Annotated in this window: 15 protein-coding genes; 2 read left to right on the forward strand and 13 right to left on the reverse strand. The window is 51.7% G+C overall.

What is annotated here, in order from left to right:
* Positions 1 to 536: 536 nt before the first annotated feature.
* The 5 genes from AB0A83_RS19585 to AB0A83_RS19605 all read right to left on the reverse strand — a co-directional run bounded on the left by AB0A83_RS19585 (position 537) and on the right by AB0A83_RS19605 (position 5,342).
* Complete coding sequence (locus AB0A83_RS19585; RefSeq protein ID WP_367155004.1) at positions 537 to 1,892, reverse strand: selenium-binding protein SBP56-related protein; 1,356 nt, start codon at positions 1,890 to 1,892, stop codon at positions 537 to 539.
* A 93-nt stretch (positions 1,893 to 1,985) separates the two neighbouring features.
* Positions 1,986 to 2,273, reverse strand: coding sequence for a DUF4242 domain-containing protein (locus AB0A83_RS19590; RefSeq protein WP_150051397.1), 288 nt, complete (start codon positions 2,271 to 2,273; stop codon positions 1,986 to 1,988).
* A 336-nt stretch (positions 2,274 to 2,609) separates the two neighbouring features.
* Positions 2,610 to 3,416, reverse strand: coding sequence for an SGNH/GDSL hydrolase family protein (locus tag AB0A83_RS19595; RefSeq protein ID WP_150051399.1), 807 nt, complete (start codon positions 3,414 to 3,416; stop codon positions 2,610 to 2,612).
* A 173-nt stretch (positions 3,417 to 3,589) separates the two neighbouring features.
* The gene (locus tag AB0A83_RS19600) at positions 3,590 to 4,639 is read right to left on the reverse strand and encodes an acyltransferase (RefSeq protein ID WP_150051401.1); all 1,050 of its coding nucleotides are present in this window, start codon (positions 4,637 to 4,639) and stop codon (positions 3,590 to 3,592) included.
* A gap of 106 nt (positions 4,640 to 4,745) precedes the next feature.
* Positions 4,746 to 5,342: a TetR/AcrR family transcriptional regulator gene (locus AB0A83_RS19605; RefSeq protein WP_150051403.1), complete on the reverse strand. Its 597-nt coding sequence runs from the start codon at positions 5,340 to 5,342 to the stop codon at positions 4,746 to 4,748.
* Positions 5,343 to 5,800: 458 nt separating this feature from the next.
* Between AB0A83_RS19605 and AB0A83_RS19610 the strand changes: the two genes are divergently transcribed.
* Positions 5,801 to 6,394, forward strand: coding sequence for a CHRD domain-containing protein (locus tag AB0A83_RS19610; protein WP_150051405.1), 594 nt, complete (start codon positions 5,801 to 5,803; stop codon positions 6,392 to 6,394).
* A gap of 80 nt (positions 6,395 to 6,474) precedes the next feature.
* On the opposite strand, the gene AB0A83_RS19615 is transcribed toward AB0A83_RS19610, so the two are convergent.
* The 6 genes from AB0A83_RS19615 to AB0A83_RS19640 form a co-directional block, all read right to left on the reverse strand.
* Positions 6,475 to 7,098, reverse strand: coding sequence for a class I SAM-dependent methyltransferase (locus AB0A83_RS19615; protein ID WP_367155005.1), 624 nt, complete (start codon positions 7,096 to 7,098; stop codon positions 6,475 to 6,477).
* Between the two features lie 105 nt (positions 7,099 to 7,203).
* Positions 7,204 to 8,022 carry a GNAT family N-acetyltransferase gene (locus AB0A83_RS19620; protein ID WP_367155006.1) on the reverse strand — a complete coding sequence of 273 codons (819 nt, stop codon included), beginning with the start codon at positions 8,020 to 8,022 and terminating at the stop codon, positions 7,204 to 7,206.
* 179 nt (positions 8,023 to 8,201) lie between these two features.
* A complete protein-coding gene (locus AB0A83_RS19625; protein WP_367155007.1) occupies positions 8,202 to 10,364 on the reverse strand; it encodes a hypothetical protein in 2,163 nt (720 codons plus the stop codon).
* Between the two features lie 190 nt (positions 10,365 to 10,554).
* Positions 10,555 to 11,220 carry a lysophospholipid acyltransferase family protein gene (locus AB0A83_RS19630; RefSeq protein WP_150051413.1) on the reverse strand — a complete coding sequence of 222 codons (666 nt, stop codon included), beginning with the start codon at positions 11,218 to 11,220 and terminating at the stop codon, positions 10,555 to 10,557.
* A gap of 8 nt (positions 11,221 to 11,228) precedes the next feature.
* The gene (locus tag AB0A83_RS19635; protein WP_367155008.1) at positions 11,229 to 12,164 is read right to left on the reverse strand and encodes a phosphatidate cytidylyltransferase; all 936 of its coding nucleotides are present in this window, start codon (positions 12,162 to 12,164) and stop codon (positions 11,229 to 11,231) included.
* Positions 12,151 to 12,813: a CDP-alcohol phosphatidyltransferase family protein gene (locus tag AB0A83_RS19640; protein WP_367155009.1), complete on the reverse strand. Its 663-nt coding sequence runs from the start codon at positions 12,811 to 12,813 to the stop codon at positions 12,151 to 12,153. Before AB0A83_RS19640 ends, AB0A83_RS19635 begins: the two co-directional genes overlap by 14 nt.
* A gap of 275 nt (positions 12,814 to 13,088) precedes the next feature.
* Here AB0A83_RS19640 and AB0A83_RS19645 point away from each other — a divergent pair, with 275 nt between their 5' ends.
* Positions 13,089 to 14,126 carry a GGDEF domain-containing protein gene (locus AB0A83_RS19645; RefSeq protein ID WP_367155010.1) on the forward strand — a complete coding sequence of 346 codons (1,038 nt, stop codon included), beginning with the start codon at positions 13,089 to 13,091 and terminating at the stop codon, positions 14,124 to 14,126.
* Positions 14,127 to 14,170: 44 nt separating this feature from the next.
* On the opposite strand, the gene AB0A83_RS19650 is transcribed toward AB0A83_RS19645, so the two are convergent.
* On the reverse strand, positions 14,171 to 16,297 hold the full coding sequence (locus tag AB0A83_RS19650) for an HlyD family efflux transporter periplasmic adaptor subunit (RefSeq protein ID WP_367155011.1): 2,127 nt from the start codon (positions 16,295 to 16,297) through the stop codon (positions 14,171 to 14,173).
* Positions 16,294 to 17,634 carry an HlyD family efflux transporter periplasmic adaptor subunit gene (locus AB0A83_RS19655; RefSeq protein ID WP_150051421.1) on the reverse strand — a complete coding sequence of 447 codons (1,341 nt, stop codon included), beginning with the start codon at positions 17,632 to 17,634 and terminating at the stop codon, positions 16,294 to 16,296. Before AB0A83_RS19655 ends, AB0A83_RS19650 begins: the two co-directional genes overlap by 4 nt.

Raw genomic sequence — 17,634 nt, forward strand, 5'->3', positions numbered from 1 at the left:
TTACGACCCACTTCCATCCCTAAAAGTGCCACGCAGTCTACCATCTCACTGATCCTTGTCAAGACAATATTCATCGTTTCTCGGTAAGATTTTTCCGATTCACCACATCGGCGAAGAATAAGCCATACCCCCTATATCAGACATCCATCTTTCCGACAGAAAGCCATGTACCGGCTCACTCCAAATCAGCCCTACCCTCTTTACACCACTTTCCTCCAATCAACTATTGATATTCAGCCTCCGCCCCCGGCAGGATCGACGGTTTTTGCGGCCAAATTTCATGCAACCCAAAAAGTACTTGACGCCCCTTCGCCCGACGACACTCGACAACATATGTTTTTGACGTAACCCAAGAGATTTCCTAAAAATACCCACCCATAACAAGTAAAATAGCCCTCCCTTAATACAACCGGCTAAGTCGCAAAAACTCAGCTTCCCGGAGCAGCACGGTAACCCGCTGTTGCCGCCTTAACCAACCACCGTGCCCGACCATTCTCCGCTCAATCAATACGCGCCCACTCCGTCTTGTAGCCAAGTCAGTGCGGAGTCACCTGTGCGGCACCTAAGGTCGGACTTCTTTCACCAACAATACCGGAATACAACGCATAAGCCCCAAACCGCATTTGATGCGCCCGCCCTAATTTCTCTTTGCTGAAGTCAATTGCAAATTGCTCGGTCAATTTTGTACCATCCCAACTATAGGCTTTCAGAAATTGCTCGTCCTCTTGACCCTTTTTATCCCAGTTCGCTAACAGAGAAGAGGTAAAATACAATCTCTTACCATCCCAGCTCGATGAGACCATATTCACTTGACTGGCAATCTTCTTCTCATACACTTGCTTAGGATGAAATGGATCAGTTATATCGAATTGCCGAGCTTTACCATCCATAAACGTATTGACCCATAAGGTTTTGTCGTCACTAGAAATGGATATATCAACCGGCAACGGCACCTTACCCGGATCACCGACATCGGCAACCTCTTTTGCCAGCCACTCCCCAGTAGCTTCCTGATAAATTAGCCAGATCTTGGATGTCAATGCAGTACTGGTAAAACAGTAGTTGTGCGCATCATTCCAAGCGCAACGAATTTCTAAAGGCGCCCCCGGCACATCGAAAATTTTTTTAGGCTGTCGAGTATGTAAATCCCATTGAACCATAGTACTCCCAAAACGCTTCATCGCTTCCGCATCGCCCAACATCTTGCCGAAATCCATCATGTAGTTCGACCAGCCGGTAAACGATGAAGTCAACAACAAATTTTTACGCGGCAAAGCGCGAACATCGTAGTTATAACCATCGGCATACTGCCCGGACTTTACGGCACCTTGTAAATCACCATCCGTTGGCAGCCAGTGCGTAGCAACATATTCACCACTATTGCTGTACTCTACAAGCGCTGTTCGCCCGCCATGGTCTTTATTATTCGACAAACCTGTAATAACCATCCGTCCCGGCAATGCGTAAAAGCTATGCGGCCCCACCACCCCACCGGTTTTAGTCACGAAATCACTGAGGGTTTTTACTAATTTGGGCTTTGCAGGATCGGAAGCCACATCAAAAATAAAAATTTTGCTGGTATCTAAACCACCTGCCCAAAGATACCTGCGATCATCCGTAAAATCAGAATGGTGCGCTTCGTTACGCCCTCCTACCGATAAACTAGCTATTACTCTTCCGTATTGTTTTGATTTAGGATTTACATCTACGGTCACCAACTTGTCTTGCTCATCACCAACCCCTTGTTCACCCAAGGTCCAGACATATACAAAGTCTTCCTGCCCGGTAATCTTTGCCATATACGGTGACGCACAAGTTTCGTCGGCATGACCGGAAACGCTAATACAGCCAAACGCAAATGTTATAGATAACACACTGAATTTTAATTTCATATTAATTTCCCCCGTTTAAAAAATTTTTCTCCTCCGAGAAAAAAGCGTGAGTTTCATTGTCTAATGTCACGTAGCAAACAAATAAATGCCCCATCACTCTTTTGACAATGATTCAGCAGTAGTCGGATCGATTATAGTTTTGATCTCTTCTATGCGATTTACCGGAAACCCTCCAAGCTCAGCATGCCGCCGTATTGACTTCTCGTCATCGGCAATATAAATACAATAAACCTTATCTCCCGTAACAAAGCTCTGCAACCACTGAATATCCGGCCCCATTCCCTTTATCACGTCACAAGATTTCTGCGATATTGCTTGCAAATCAATCGCAGTCAACTTACCCACTCCCACGATACCCCGTTCTATGATGTATTTTGGCATTACACACTCCTAATAAATGACCGGTCGTCTAAAAACAACCGAATAAAACCCCCGCTTTGTCGGTACTTAACTAGCATCAAATTTAATACACCCTGACAGCAAGCATTTTCTACGATAAACACCGACATTAAACTTGCTTTAAAAGCCTCAATAATCCTAGATTTAATTTTTCAACAAACACAGCTTCAACAACATATTCTTTGTTATTCTTAAATCCGTGACTCCAAGGCCTAAAATCACTGTAACTTGTTGAATAAAATACAAATACTCGTTTTTATGATTTCACCCAATCCGATCAAAAAGCAATTTATATTCAATAAGTTACGAATAAAGCCACTACTTCATATTATTTATTGCATTGCTTTCACTACGAAAGCATTCCATAAAATCGGAAAGATCATTATCACTAACTTGAATAATGACTACATCAGCAGCTAAAAACCTAGCATGTTGCTGATAATACTGCCATTCTCGATCTATGCTATACCCCGACATACCTGCATTAATCACCTGCTTTTGATACATCGCTTTATTCAAAATCGAAGTATATATATCTTCATTAGAAATGTGCGCACCGTAAGTAAAGGAATCCCCCAGCACTAGCACTCTCGACTTATACGAACTAATCACTTCATCCATCCTGTAGCCTTGGGCATTTGTGATCAACCTATATGGACGGCCCGACATTTCCACTCGAATTTTATTCGTATTTCCTTTAAATAAACCTTTGCTTTTATCGATTTGCAGAACTTCAAGATTTTTAGTTGAAGCCGTTTGCAAATATTCAAATAATCTTTTAGCTATTAATTGATGCCCTAAGCGAGACATGTGGTTGTCGCCAGGAAGCAAATATATTAACTCAGACTCATACCTAGAAAACTCACCAGACATATCAATTAGCTCAACTCCAACTTGCTTTGCTAATCGATAAAAAACATTTTTACACTGCAGCCCTTGAACGCCGTAAACTGGTATATATATTACAACAACTCCCGCTCCGGACTGCTTTATGGCGTCGATCAATTTATTAAAATAAAAAGAATAATTACTACTTATCGACTCAAGCAGTTCATTACTGTCAGCACACAATTTTTGTTCGATCTGCCGTCGACTTAATATTGACTCCTCTGCAGCGTTATCCATTGGGAGAAGCCCTCCGCTAACGACCGACCAAAGCAATGGCCTTCCTGGACCCACTTCGAATTGATAACGAACATAGCCAAGACCAAGTTCTATAACTATAACCAGCGCCAAACAAAAAAAACTGAGCCTAATAATCAAGGTCTTGATATACAACTCCTACTAAATCAGGCAATTTATTTTTTACGCACCATTGTCTTATTTGCCAAAGCATAACTCGCATTAAGTATCGGGCGCTCTATAGTCAGAAAAAAAGACACCCCTCCAATAACCGCACAAACAAATAACAGCACGTAACTAATCCAAACGGGAATACCATTCAAAACGCCTGCAAATGTCATAATTTTGTAAGCAATTCCAATGAATAGCAAATGCATCAAATATATAGAATATGATGATTCTCCGATTAAGACCATAACCCCCGGCACTCGCAGGTAGCCCGAGCGCTCGCATTCGACTAAACTCATTAAGATAACCAACGAAAGAATGCCGTAAGGTATGCGGGCGTAAGATTTGGTTCCATCCAAAGCATCAATATTCTCATACATACCGGTCACTAAAAAACCAAAAATGGATATAATCAGCAAAATCATTGGAACTGGCAACTTGTATTTTGATAAATAAAATCCGGCAAACAAACCTAATATAAATTCAAAATTCCAAGCCGAAATAAATAGCCCCATAAATGGATTATCCGGCTTAAGTAGCAAACCTGCCGAATATGCCAATATTGCCAACATCCAAACCACCAACAATGCAACACCCACCCGGAAAGAAATAATCACCAATGAAAACAAAAAGTAAAATAATATTTCGAAGCGCAATGTCCACGCCACACCCAGTGTTTCCAGTTTCGAGCCGGGCATAAGGGTAGCATCCCATAAAAAACCCGGAATTGAATAATTCTTACCGCTAAAAACATTTACCGTCAATAATATACACATTGCCACCCAGTATATTGGATATATTCTTGTAAATCGCTTATAAATATAGCGCCCAAGCTGTTTGGGCCGGCCCAAATCTCTTTGGTGCGCATAAAATATAATAAAGCCGCTTAATACGAAAAAAAAATCGACTCCAGCTCGACCGAAATGAAACAGTCCATCTAACGGAAGATAGCCTACATCCTGTTTTAGATGGTTTGCCGCATGGTGCAAAACTACCAACATCGCAGCCACACCTCTTGCTGCTTGTATCCCATTGAGCTTTTGTTTTTGGACCAACATGTCATACCTACCTAAATTCGGATGCGCCTAATTACATTTTAATTCGCAAGAAACGATGTTCACACCTGCGCCTCCAAATCAATCGGCGTTGCTAGCAAATATCTCGTCAACTTTTAAAGTAGTCATCCAACAACTCGCGACACACTTCCCGCAAAGGTTGTACGGACTGCTCAACCTTCATGCGCAATAGAGCCCCCTGCCAACCGTTCAGCATTAAATCCGCCATACTTTGAGCCGATTTATCGACTCGCACTATGCCCTCACTCTGCCCACGCTCCAACGCGGATCTCTGCAACGCACTATACCGATCCACCGCCTCCAATAACGCATCTCGACACAACGAACTGGTATCGCCGATTTCGCCCATTAAATTACCTAACAAGCACCCTCCTTTAAAACCGCGCAGTTCTACCTCGACGATGAGCTCGTTATAGTAGGTTTTCAGTGCCGCTAAGCCATCTAACTCGGAATTGTGTAAGTGCTCATTCAAACGCAATATGAACGGCTCGATGTAATGCTGTATAACCTCTGCAGCAAATTGTTCTTTGCTGGGAAAATAAGCATAAAATGACCCTTTGGGAATCCGCACTGCATCCAATATCTCTTTTAAGCCGGTAGCATGGTAACCCTTCTCCAAGAGCAAGCCCACCCCCTGATCTAATAAACGATCTTTTCTAATTTGTTTTGCTATCGATTTTGTCATGGAACAATTATATGACCGGTCGTCTTAATTTGCGAGATTTTTTCGAAACCATTCTGCGAGTATTTCATCTTGTGCAGAGCAACACCACTTACTTGACCATCGTGAAATTGGGACCTCGGCATCGTTGAAATCGTTTTTGTTGTCCACCACAAAGACTTTCACGTAACGGGCGTTCAGCAGTTCAACCTCATAACCCGGCTGTTAAATCGACCGCGCCTAATGATGCGAACCGCGCAGGTTTACAGCACAATCAGGCTCGGCGGCAGTCGGGCAGTGGCGCCAATGAGGCAGCTCTGAGCAGGGGCCTGCATGGAATTGACTTAAACGCCAGAAGCGCGTACAACCAACCCGCCCGCACAAATTGCGATAAATCGCAAAATTCGGTTCTATCGCTTGGACAGCCGGTAGCCGGCGGGCCAACCGCAAGGTTACTAACCGGACAACTTTTAGGGGGTATCATGAAAAATCATTTCGGCCTATTGCTCATCGGCTGGTTGGCGGCATCAGGTAGTGCGCTCGCCGCCAATCAAACGGTTTACGACTTCGAGCTGAGCGGCGCTGCAGAAGTGCCCAGCGTCTCCACACCGGCTACGGGCTCAGGTTCGGTATCATTCGATTTGGATCTCAAGACCATGCGCATCCAAATGACGTTCGACAATCTGACCGGCACCACAACCGCCGCCCACATTCACTGCTGTACCTTGCCGGGCTCCAACACCGGCGTGGCCACCATCACGCCCACGTTCACCGGCTTTCCGCTGGGCGTTTCGTCCGGCAACTACGACTTTACTTACGATTTAACCCAAACCGCAAGTTATAGCGCCGGCTTCCTCGCGGCAAACGGTGGAACTGCGGACGGGGCAATGGCCGCTCTATTAACCGGCGCAGACAACGGTCTGGCGTATTTCAATTTGCACACCTCGACATTCGGCGGCGGAGAAATCCGCGGCTGGTTACAACCGGCGGCCGTGCCGCTTCCGGCCGCGGCATGGTTGTTTGCCGGCGGATTGATCGGGTTATTGCCGCTTAGGACCGGCAAACGGCCTACTTAAGCGGCTTATACCCCACTGGTAATAGCGCGGTTGATCTCACCGACCCTTCTGCTACAAACGGAGCAAGCGCCAGGAATTTGTCACGCCTTTCTGGCCACGATGGCCAACCAAGGCTGTTCATGCCTGGGTTTGCCGGCGGGACGATAGTAATGACTCAGAATGTCGAAACCGGCGTCGGCTAGATAACGGCTGCCGGTTTCGAATTCGACGAAATACCCGTAACGTTGCCCGGACCAGCCTTCGCCGCTGCCGCGCGGGTTAGACATAAACAAAACGCCGCCCGCTCGCAATGCCGCATGTAATTCCATCAACACCCTAGGCAATTCAATACGCGGCACATGAAATAAGCTGGCATTGGCAAAGATACCGTCGAAACGCTGCTGCGGCAAATCCAAGTTCAGAAAACTCTGGTGCCATATCGAACAAGCGGTGTAAGCGCGCGCCATGCGGCAAAACGCCTCGCTACCGTCCAGTCCGACCGGATTATGTCCCAATGCGCGAAAATGTTTGACGTCGCGGCCGGGGCCGCAGCCCAAGTCCAAAATGTCCAACGACTTGCCCGCCGGCAGCGCATCTAAAAATGCCGTGTAGTTTTGCGAGACGTCATGATCTTGCGTACCTTGCCAATACGATTCGGCGTTTTGGTTGTAATGTTGCAGCGTGGATGCTTCGATATGCGCCAACTCGTCGCTAAGATTTTGCATAGCCACCGTATCTGAAATTCGGGAACGCCAGCCATCATATCGTGTTTCGGCTTGAAAAGTTCGGTATCTCCCGTTATCGAGGCAGCCCGGCCAACCGGCCGGACATCAGCCCAATTCGAACGAGGTGACGCCGTACACGCCGGACAATGCAAGCTGCGGCGCGACGCCTTTGTACATGCGAGCGGTTTCGAAAACGCTGTACATGGCGTGGCGCTCGGCCAATGCCACGGCCTGAGCGTTGCACTCGGGCACATCCATAATGATCGGTTCCGACGCATTTAGCTTGGCTTTCAGCGTCAAAAACAACGCCTCGGCGATTGCCGGCGAGTCGGCGAACAGAGGGCCGACTTTATAACCGGAACGGCATTTACGTAATACGCCGTAACCTAGAAGGTCATGGTTACGCACCATTCCGCACGCATAAGACTCCGGCTGTTCGAACCAGCGATGCAAAAATGCCGGGCGCGCAGCCGGGAAATGACGCAAATCGTAAGCTTCGATCTGCGGCCAAGCCAGCGCCGACAGCTCGACCAAATCGGCTTCGGCCGGACAATCGCCGCCGCCGAATCCGGCATAGCGGATGTTGCGATAGGCAAGGGAAAATCCGGATTTTCGATAATTGTCCTGCTGCTCGACCACCCCGTCCAACCCGACGGTACACCCGGCCAAATAATCCAAACCGGCTTGCCAGATTTCCAAGCCGAAGCCCAGCCCGCGGTATGCCGGCTTGACAATGTAAAAACCCAAGAAGCCGAAAGCGCCGTATTTGACTGCCGACAAGGTTGCAATCGGTTCGCCGTGCAGCAACCCGAGCAGAAATCCCCGGCAATCGGCCGCATAAAAACAATCCGCGTCGTACAAACCGGGATTCCAGCCCTCGGCAGCCGCCCAATCTAGGGCAATGTCGAGTTCCGGCCTAGTCATATTACGGATTATGAATGGATTTTCCGGCATGGCCTGCTCCGTAACGTATGGGGAAGCAGACACGCTGTCACGACAATCGCTTTACGAATCGCCACGGAGCGGCTGCCCACTTTAACTGGCACAAATATCTGTAGATACATCTGACCGCCAGGATCGCTACTTTTCGATATTCAACCGAGTCAACGCTTCGATTGTAGCGCTTCCCACGCATCGATCAATTTAACGGCGTCGGAAAAACCTTGGTCTGCGTGCTTCAATAATTCCAGCCACCCCTGTTTGATCAACTCACATTGTTTCTTGGTCAACATCCAGGACAGCGGCGGTTTGTTTTGTACCTGATTTAAGAATTGTTTCCCGTTGTAGGAAAGCGATACTTCGAAGAACTTGGATTTAGGAAAGGAAATCTTGAAATCCTGAATATCCACCATCCCTTGCCATTTTTTGATCAAATCCTGCACGTCATCGTAATTGCGCTGGCCTTGGGTGGAGTTTCGTGCGTCCAGAATCGTGAATATCGGCCCGAATAACGCCATTTTCCAGCCTACTCGTTGATCTTTTGCGGTTTGCAACGGTGCTTCGTCCGGAAACGCCCGTATTTGCACGAATAAGACGTTTTTGATCGAACGCCCCTGATCGTGTTCCAGAATTTTCTCCAGAAAGTCGATTGCGGCCACGATACCGTAGTTATCGAAATAGCCGCCGTCGGCGACGTGAAATATCTTTTGATTCGGTGGCTGCCGGCTGTTGCGGGTCACCGGCGTCACGTAGGGGAAGGTTGCGGACAACAAGGCGGCGGTACTGGCGTCGATGTCGCAACCGGGATACAAGCCGTTGAATTCGACGCCCTCTACCGGTTTTAAGCCGAAGGACATCGGACTAAGCGAATAGCGGCGGCCGTCTTCGACTATCGTCGCGTTGAAAACCGGGATGGGCATTTTGCCGCGCAACACAGGATCGACCCAACCGCGCAAAGTTGATTGGGGCTTGTTCAGATGACTCTTCCAATCCAGGTCGACTGCTTTGCCGCGATCGCGCGGTTGGGTGGTCAAAAACGGCAAGCCTAGCAGCCGCCATAAATCCGGATACACCAGTCCCCAACCGGTAGCCCCCAAACTTTCCTTGGTCGATGCATCGAAGATTTCCGCCAGTTTATCGTGAGGAGGCGCGCCTAAACCGTCGTCGAAACGATCCAAAAAATGCAAGGCCCCGACCGAGCCGCCGGATACCGAGCTGATCAGTCCAATGGCTTTGGTAAAGTCGGGGCCCAGTCTTTGCTGCAACCGGATCAACACTTGCGTCGTCCAACCGGCCGCTTGAATGCCGCCGCCACTGGCGCAGATTACCACCAAAGTCTTTTCCGCCCCCTGATGCGTCAACCTGGCTTTTACCGCCGCGAACAAAGCTTCCGTGGCCGGAGGAGAAGTCGGACAGGTTTTCAGCTCGTAATAATGTTCGACTTTCCACAGATAATACGCCAGCGCCGAAAATGCAAACAAACACAACAATACCGGGACGCGATAAAAGTCCAACCAAAAGGTTAGCAAGCCGAGTACTAAGGTAAAGATTTGCAACAAGCCCAATACGTAGGAAATGACCGGCAGCTGCCTACCATCTCCGGTGGGCGGACGATAGCGAACCAGGCCGATCAGATAGAGCACTGCCGCAACCAGCAGATAGCTGGCCAGCACCGCGTGCCCTTCGGCAATTTCAATGCCCTTATTGGTATCGATCAAATAGCCGCTCTGCGCGCCTTCCGGCAACAACCCGGCCAAACCAACCAACCATTGCCGAGCGGAATCGAAAACCGCCAGCGAGCGCAACCAGTACACGGCAAAGAAAAACGCAAGGGATAACAGCGCTCCGGCAATCGCCCCCCGGGTCCGCTCGCTGGAAAGCATTTCTTGCGAATACGGTCCGGAAGCCCAGTACGCGGTAAACGCAGTGGGCAAGGCCAATAAAGCCGCCAGGACATACGGCCATGGCGACTCGGAACCGGCCAAATCGCCCAGAAAATCGACCCCAACCAAACTAAACCGCTCGTCGGCGTTAGCGCCTATCACCGCACCGACCAGTACGATACCGAGGCCGACCGCCGCGGCCCCGGCCGTGACGAGAGCCAGCTTCCACCAGCGATTCAACGCAAAGATATTACCCAGCATCGTCGGCAAGCCCAAAAGGCAGATAACCGGTAGAAACAGCAAAAGCAGTCCGCTGAGGATAGGCACCCGTAAATGAAACAGATACGGCAAGGTAGCGCCGCCGTAACCGATTAAAACTGACAATACGGCGACGGCCGCTAACCAGCCCAAAAACGCCGGCTTGTTCGAAAAATCAATCTTCATGCATCGCTCTCCGTGTTTAACTTGCTGGATGACGGCTTCTTACGGGCTGAGGACCCACAATTCGCAGTCGTTTAGAAATTGCGGCTTTACCGCGAATCCGCTTAAAAGCAATTCTGCACAACACAAATGGACTAGACGAGTAACATTTCGTACTAGTACAAATGTACTGCTACACCCAGCAAGGTTAGATCTAAAGATATTCGTCGCTGTCGAAATTCTGACTCCGTGTCAAACATTGTGTCATCAATGCCTTAAATTGCCGTGTTAGCTCGTCCACCATCAAAGATGCCGTGCACAAAGCGCTAGGCGCCAGCATCTCCCCAACCATCACGTCGCAGTTGAACGGCACCAGCAAGGCTTCGCCGCGCGGCAGGGCCTTGCCCAAGCCGTGCATGACCACCGGAATAACGGGGATTTGCGGCCGGTCTTCCAACAGGTAAAACAACCCTTTCTTCAGCGGGCCGAATTTTTCCGGTTCGCCGCGGCTACCTTCCGGGAACAGAATGACAATATCGCCGGCGTCCAAGGCCGCGTGACAAGCGGCGAACAATTGGGCTTTAGCGGCCTTGCCGCTCCGGTCTATCGGAATGATGCCGATGCAGTAGCGAGCCAGCCAAGCCAGCACGCGGTTGCTCAAAAAATAATCGGCTGCCGCAACCGGACGGATTTTGTGAATCAAATGCAGCGGAAACAGGCTCATCAGCACCAATGCGTCCAGATGACTATTGTGATTGGCGGCAATGATAGCCGGGCCGCTTAACGGCAGACGCTCGCGGCCGCGCAGATTGAGGCCCAGCAGCAGCAGCACCAAGGGCTTGACCAGCAAGCAGAAAAACAACACCTTAACCAAGCGCACGCTACCCCTCAATACGCCGTGTAATAAACGTAATGAAAAAACAGCGGCGCGCTGTAAATCAGGCTGTCCAGACGATCGAGAATGCCGCCGTGGCCGGGAATCAGACTGCCGCTGTCTTTGATCTGCAGATCCCTTTTGACCGACGACAGCACCACGTCGCCGAAAAAGCCGGACACGGCAATCAACGCGCCGGCCAGCAAACCTTGCTGCGCGGTCAACGGCGTCAACCAGGGCGCGCAACCGGCCGACACCAAGGTTATCGTCGCCACGCCGCCGAGAAATCCGCCCCAGGTCTTGTTGGGGCTGACGTTGGGAATGATTTTGCGCTTACCGAAGGTTTTGCCCCACACGTATTGGCTGACGTCGTTAAGTTGGGTCATGAACAACAAAAACAACACCGGCCCGAACGGCCCGGCGGCGGGATTTTGCACCGGCAAAGTCAGCAAGTAGGCAATGTGGCTGATCGCAAACACCATCAGCATGACCGCCCAATGCAAAATCCCTGCGGAACGGATGAAGCCGCGGGTATCGCCGATCAACACCATGCGTATCGGCAAAAACAAAAACACGTAGACCGGAATGAATATGATGAACATACCGTACCACTGCTGACTAACCCAATAATATTGAAGCGGTATCGCCAGATAAGCCCAAAAGATGACCCGCCTGTCGGTCAGCCGGATCGGCACGATGGACAAAAACTCTTTTAGCGCCAAAAAGCTGAGAAAGCCGAAGAAAACGATAGCAGGCGTTTGCCCCAGGCTAAGCACCGTAAACAACATCAACACCATCCACCACCAGGAGCGGATGCGCAAATTCAGTTCGCTATAGTCTTTGCTTACATTTCGTTTGGCCAGCCAATGACCGATTGCCGTGGCAACGAGTAAAACCGCCTGAGCCGCCGCCATGGCGTACAAAGCATGCGGAGCGTTAACGATTTGCATGATTTTGCAGATAGTCGTATGCGGCCTTGCTGCGTCTATACAGGGTCGCCACGCAACCGACCGCCATTGCCGCTAAGGCAAGCAACATGGCGTAGTTGCCGCTGCCGAACAAGTTCTCCAAAGTGGTCAACAAGCAGGCGCCGGTCAACAAGGCCATGCGGTGCTGTTTGGCCATGGGCCCGGCAAAGTTGACCGGTGCGCCCAGACTCGCCGCCAGTGTGCGCACATAGGCGGTGGAGACCGCCAACAGCGCTACGCACCAACCCAAGGCCGGCGCCCAATCCGGCGCCGGCACCGAGTATCCGGCCGCCACCAGCAGCAAGGCGTCGGAAAGTCGGTCGGGCATGTCGTTGAACAACTCGCCGGCCGCGGTTTTCTTGCCGCCTTCGATGGCGACCAAGCCATCGAACAAATTGCACAGCAAACGGCCCTGGATGCCGACCGTCGCCGCCAGCGGCAGCCACCAGGCCATTTTGCCGCTCTGTCCCGGCAAAGCCAGCAAACAAACGCTGCCGAGCACGGCAAAACCGATGCTGGCCAGCGAAATTTGATTGGGAGTAATGCGCTGCCGGCTCAATAGCCGGGCGATACGCTGAGTGATTGCCAGTTCCCGCACGCGCAGGTAACGGCGATTGCTTAAATCGGTCATGCCAAATCCGGACAAGAGGGTGGTACCAAACGCGGATGATAGCGCAAAGTCAGCCACTTAAATCGAATACGTCCCTCTTCTACACCCAAACGGGCCATACCCGCATGTTGCAAAATTTTCGCTATGGCATATCTTTAAATGTGAATATGCTAACGTTTCTGATAGATTCGTACCGTTTTAGCTCCACGGCAAGCGACGCCCTGTGAAAAACGGACACTCGACTGACGTAACTTCTTGCATCGAGTGCAGATAAACTAACCCTTCGTTGGACTTCAATGGATTATTGCAGCTCTTTCATACCGACCTACGACTTTTCCACCGATGCCAATCAAAAAGTGTTACAGCAAGTTTTACCGCTGCTGGAGCGGCATCAGATTGCCGCCAATCCAATCAACTATGCCATTTGCTACGACTATATCGTCGGCAGCAACACCGGCCTTAGGAAGGTTGTTTCCGATTTACTCAAAGAAAACAAGCCGTTGGATCGATCCACCAGTTTAGAGATTTACAGCACCCACATCTGTAGCGCGACGCTGGCTTCTTTCGAAAAGCTCAACGCCAGTTTACGCCAGGTACTGGATCAGGCCAGCAACGCGATTAGCGACACCTGCAGCAAAGCCGAAGAAACCAACGACAGCTTCCAAAAAAAATCGCAGATCTTGCAAAGCCTGTCCACCCGCAGCGACATTAACTCGCTGTTGCAAGAGATCATCACCGAAACCCATGCCTTGGCCGCTACCAGCCAAACCATGCAATCCCGGCTACTGGACGCTAATCGGGAATTGAGCCAGTTGCGCACCGAGCTCGATCAAATGCGGCAGATAGCCGTCACCGACAGCCTGACGGGCTTGTTGAACCGGCGCGCATTCGATCAAACCTTGAACGAGGTACTCGCCCATTTTTCGGAAGCCGAATCCACGTTTTTAGCCTTGCTGGACATCGATCGTTTCAAGCGAATCAACGACACTTACGGCCATACCATAGGCGACAGCGTGATCCGCTTCGCCGCCAGTTTGATGAGGCAATACGCGCAAAGTCACCACCACACCGCCCGCTACGGCGGCGAGGAATTGGCCATCATCATGCCGGGTACCAGCCGCGACGATGCATTGGCGATTTGCGAAAACATCCGCGCAACACTGGAAAAAAGCCGGCTGAAACGCAAAAACGACCAACAACCGCTGGGCGTCATTACCGTATCGATAGGGCTGGCCGAATTGCAAGCCGGAGACGATAGCGAAAGCTTCATCGACCGGGCCGACAAAGCGCTGTATACCGCGAAAACCAGCGGGCGAAATAAAATCGTCATTTAAATGCTCTACCACGCCACAAGCTCCGGTACTTCGCGCATAGCGAGCTAAAACCCGGATTCCCGTATCAGCACGGTGACTATCCGGTTCCAAATTTTCTCGATCGGGCTGATGGCCGGGGTGTCCAAGCGCACGCTGCCGCGCAATACCGCAGGATGAGCCAAGGCCGGCATGGCGGCGTCGGCTTGCGGGCGTAAAAGCATGCGATACACGGCAGCTTCCGGGACCAACTGCTGCTGCGCATCGATTCTGGCCGCGATCTCGCCGCCGTTCACCGATGCCAGCAAGGCCGGAATCCGCGCGCTATTGCCCTGCTCTATCGCCTGCACCGTGCAAGCGATCCCCGGCAAATCCGGATCTTCCGGATAGAATATCGCGGCGGTTGCGCCGGCCGCCTGCTGCAAATCGGCTTCTTCCAGGTACACTTCGATCAACTGACTGCTCAGATCAGCAACTATCATCAACGCCTGTCCTTCCGCCAGCCATTGTCCCGCTTGGACCGTATCGTTCAAATCCAGCACGACCCCGGCAAAAGGCGCGCGCATCTCCAGTTGCCGCCGTTGCAGCTGGTAACCGGCTTGTTTGCTACTTGCCGACTCCAATTCTTTTAACCAAATCCGGCGCCGCGTCGCCAAACGTTGCTCCAACCCGTGATAAGCCAGTTGCCGGTCTACCATGACGCGTTCCAGCGCGCTGTGCTGCGCCTGAAAATCAAGCTCGCTGGAACTGAATGCGGCCAGCAGTTCGCCTTGCGCCACCCGGCTTCCGGTCTGCAGTTGCCAAACGTCCAGACGCCCGGCCCGCGGCAAATAGATTTCGGCATAGCGTTCGGCTTTCATCAAGGCCGGTACGTTGACGTGATCTTGCCAGGGAATCAGCAACAACACTAAAAAACCCATAGCCAGCGACAAGCTCAGCCGGCTGCGCGGGTTACTCCAAGTGGCAACGGACAAGGATTTCCAGGTTCGCATTTCCGTCCAAATCGGCCGGACGATGAACCAGCCGACTTCCACCACCAACAAGGCTATGCCCAATAATTTGAAAAAAAAATGGTAGACCAGCAGTGCTATCCCCAGGAACAGCATTAAGCGGTACAGCCAAGTCGCCCAGGCGTAAGCGACGAATATCCGCTGCATGCGCGGTGCGAGCCGCTCGGGCGGCACTTCTTGGCACCCGAACAACAGCCGGCGCAAATGCCAACGCGCGTAGGCAAAGCTGCGCGGTTGCAAATTGTCCACTCCCAACCAGTCGGCCAATAGGTAATAGCCGTCGAAACGCATGAACGGCGATAAATTCACCGTCAAGGTGATGATCCAGGTCGAGGTTGCTAACAAGAAGGCGCCGCTGCGTAGCGGGCCGTCCGTCAAAAAACACCACGCCAACGCGGCTAGCATCGCCAAGCCCAATTCGGCCGCCATGCCTGCCCCGGCCACGGCCAGGCGCTGGCGGCGATTCTGCAATTTCCAGGTTTCGCTGGCGTCGGTATACAAAACCGGGTACATCACCATGAATGCCACTCCCATGCTGGGAACCCGGCAGCCGTAGCGGTGTGCGGTCAAGGCGTGGCCGAGTTCGTGCAGTATCTTGGCCGCCGCCAAGGCCGCGCCGTACTGCAGCAAACCGGACCAATTGAAAAAATACGAAAACGTTGTGATGAAGCGTTCCCATTGCCGAGAGATCAAAAACAAGGCCAGCAATGCGCAACCGCAAATGCACAGGCCGAAGCCGCGGCTGTAAACCCAGGCCACCCGCGGATACAACCACGCCAAAAGCCGATCCGGTTTAACTAAGGGAATTCGAAAAAACAGATAATTGTGTAGCAGCCATTGCTGCCAACTTAATTGCTGCAATCCGGCTTGTTTACGCAAAAGTTGTATGCCGCCGTCGCCCTGCAGGCGCAGCAAATTGTTGACGAGCAGAAACTGACCCAGCGTTGCGACCCGCTCGGCATCAACCTGCAACGTGGTCTGAGCGTTAATCGCTTGCACGATGGCTTCTGCTTGCCGTAAGCCCCAACGACTCACTATTTCGAAATCGACCCAACCCAAGCGGAAAAATCGGTTATTAGCCGGGTCGTGCAAAGTCCAGGTCGGGGCACCGTCGGCATCGCGCGGGCCGGCTGTACAATGCAACTCCTCGCGCAAAGGCGGCAGTAGCTCCTGCGTCGAATTCACAGGCCCAGCCATTGTCTAGCAGCCGCCAACGGCCGCCGAAACAGGTAATAGAACAAGCTCACTCTAGGCCCGTACAGCTTGGCGGTCCCCTTCAAACCGATGCGCGGGACCTGATCTTGCGCCCGTAACCGGGCTTTCACCCGATAAGCCAGGGTTTGATCGGCTCCCGCTTCGGCTTGGTAACTGACCGAATATACTTCGGCATCCAGCGGATGTTGCGGATCGACGTTCAAAAACATCACCGCTTGCGCACCGTCGGCAAACTCGATGTAATCGGCAACCGGAAGACGCATTTCCAATTCAGCCTTGGCCGGGTCGGCCAGCATCAAAATCCGTTCGCCTAAAGCCACCGGCCGGCCTATCCAGTCGTGCACGTCGCTGAAAATCGCAATGCCGTCGCGCGGCGCTTTGATTTGGGAGCGCTCCATTTGGTCTTGCATATAAGCCACTTCGGCGGCGTGTTGATCTATGCGGCTTTTCAAAACGGCCAATTCAGCCTTGCTGTCGGGATCGAACATGGCTTGCTGGGCCGACTTGCGGTATTCGGCTTCCGCCACCGCCCAGGCTTTGCGGGCAATTTCCAAACGGTTGGCAATATCGGTATTGGTCAAGCTCAACAGCAATTGTCCACCGCTTACGTTTTGATTGGGCAGCACCGAAAAACTGTCGACCACGCCTTCCAGCGGAGCGCGCACCACGACCGGCTCGGCGGCTATCACTTCGGCCGGCGCCAATACCGACTGCCTGACCGGCAACAACATCAAGGCGGTTAAGCCCACCAGCCAATATTTTAACGAACCCGCGCTTATGGATTTTAGCCAACCCGGCCGGGTCCTATGCAAAGCCTGCCAAGCATGGGCGTAAGCATCGGCCAATTCCGCCAGCAACACACTGTCCGCCTCCTGCCAAGGCTGCTCTCTGGCCAGCAGCAAACCGCCCCAAGCCCGGCCTTGATACCGTAAAGGCAACCATAAACCGAACGGCGGCAGCCATTGCGGCCAATCTTGCCGCAAACGCTCCGGCAAATCCTGCGCACCTACGGCTTGGGCAGCCCCCGAAAACCGGCCGGAGTCGCATGTCTGCGCCACACCGTTCAGCCAGACGATGTAAGGCGCATTCGCCTCCAACTGTGCCACCCCGGACACGGCTTTGACCGCTCGCGCATCGGCAATCCACAAGGCGGCTTGCCGGTAATCCAGCAAACTGCGCGTTTCATTGACCATAATAAATGCCAACTCGGCCGCGTCTTGTGCGCTGCGGGCTTTGCGTTGCAATTGCAATAGTAACGCCAACCCCTGCAACTGACGTTGGCGGGGGTCGTTTGGATTGACGCTCAA

It is taken from the genome of Methylomonas sp. HYX-M1 (genome assembly GCF_040741385.1).
In the GTDB taxonomy this organism is placed as follows: Bacteria; Pseudomonadota; Gammaproteobacteria; order Methylococcales; family Methylomonadaceae; genus Methylomonas; species Methylomonas rhizoryzae.

What these genes read in the sequence shown, in the direction of transcription:
- AB0A83_RS19620 (WP_367155006.1), bottom strand. Translation starts at nt 8,022, where the DNA reads ATGACTAGGCCGGAACTCGACATTGCCCTAGATTGGGCGGCTGCCGAG.
- AB0A83_RS19600 (WP_150051401.1), bottom strand. Translation starts at nt 4,639, where the DNA reads ATGTTGGTCCAAAAACAAAAGCTCAATGGGATACAAGCAGCAAGAGGT.
- AB0A83_RS19590 (WP_150051397.1), bottom strand. Translation starts at nt 2,273, where the DNA reads ATGCCAAAATACATCATAGAACGGGGTATCGTGGGAGTGGGTAAGTTG.
- AB0A83_RS19610 (WP_150051405.1), top strand. Translation starts at nt 5,801, where the DNA reads ATGAAAAATCATTTCGGCCTATTGCTCATCGGCTGGTTGGCGGCATCA.
- AB0A83_RS19625 (WP_367155007.1), bottom strand. Translation starts at nt 10,364, where the DNA reads ATGAAGATTGATTTTTCGAACAAGCCGGCGTTTTTGGGCTGGTTAGCG.
- AB0A83_RS19645 (WP_367155010.1), top strand. Translation starts at nt 13,089, where the DNA reads ATGGATTATTGCAGCTCTTTCATACCGACCTACGACTTTTCCACCGAT.
- AB0A83_RS19595 (WP_150051399.1), bottom strand. Translation starts at nt 3,416, where the DNA reads ATGGATAACGCTGCAGAGGAGTCAATATTAAGTCGACGGCAGATCGAA.
- AB0A83_RS19615 (WP_367155005.1), bottom strand. Translation starts at nt 7,098, where the DNA reads ATGCAAAATCTTAGCGACGAGTTGGCGCATATCGAAGCATCCACGCTG.
- AB0A83_RS19640 (WP_367155009.1), bottom strand. Translation starts at nt 12,813, where the DNA reads ATGACCGATTTAAGCAATCGCCGTTACCTGCGCGTGCGGGAACTGGCA.
- AB0A83_RS19605 (WP_150051403.1), bottom strand. Translation starts at nt 5,342, where the DNA reads ATGACAAAATCGATAGCAAAACAAATTAGAAAAGATCGTTTATTAGAT.
- AB0A83_RS19635 (WP_367155008.1), bottom strand. Translation starts at nt 12,164, where the DNA reads ATGCAAATCGTTAACGCTCCGCATGCTTTGTACGCCATGGCGGCGGCT.
- AB0A83_RS19585 (WP_367155004.1), bottom strand. Translation starts at nt 1,892, where the DNA reads ATGAAATTAAAATTCAGTGTGTTATCTATAACATTTGCGTTTGGCTGT.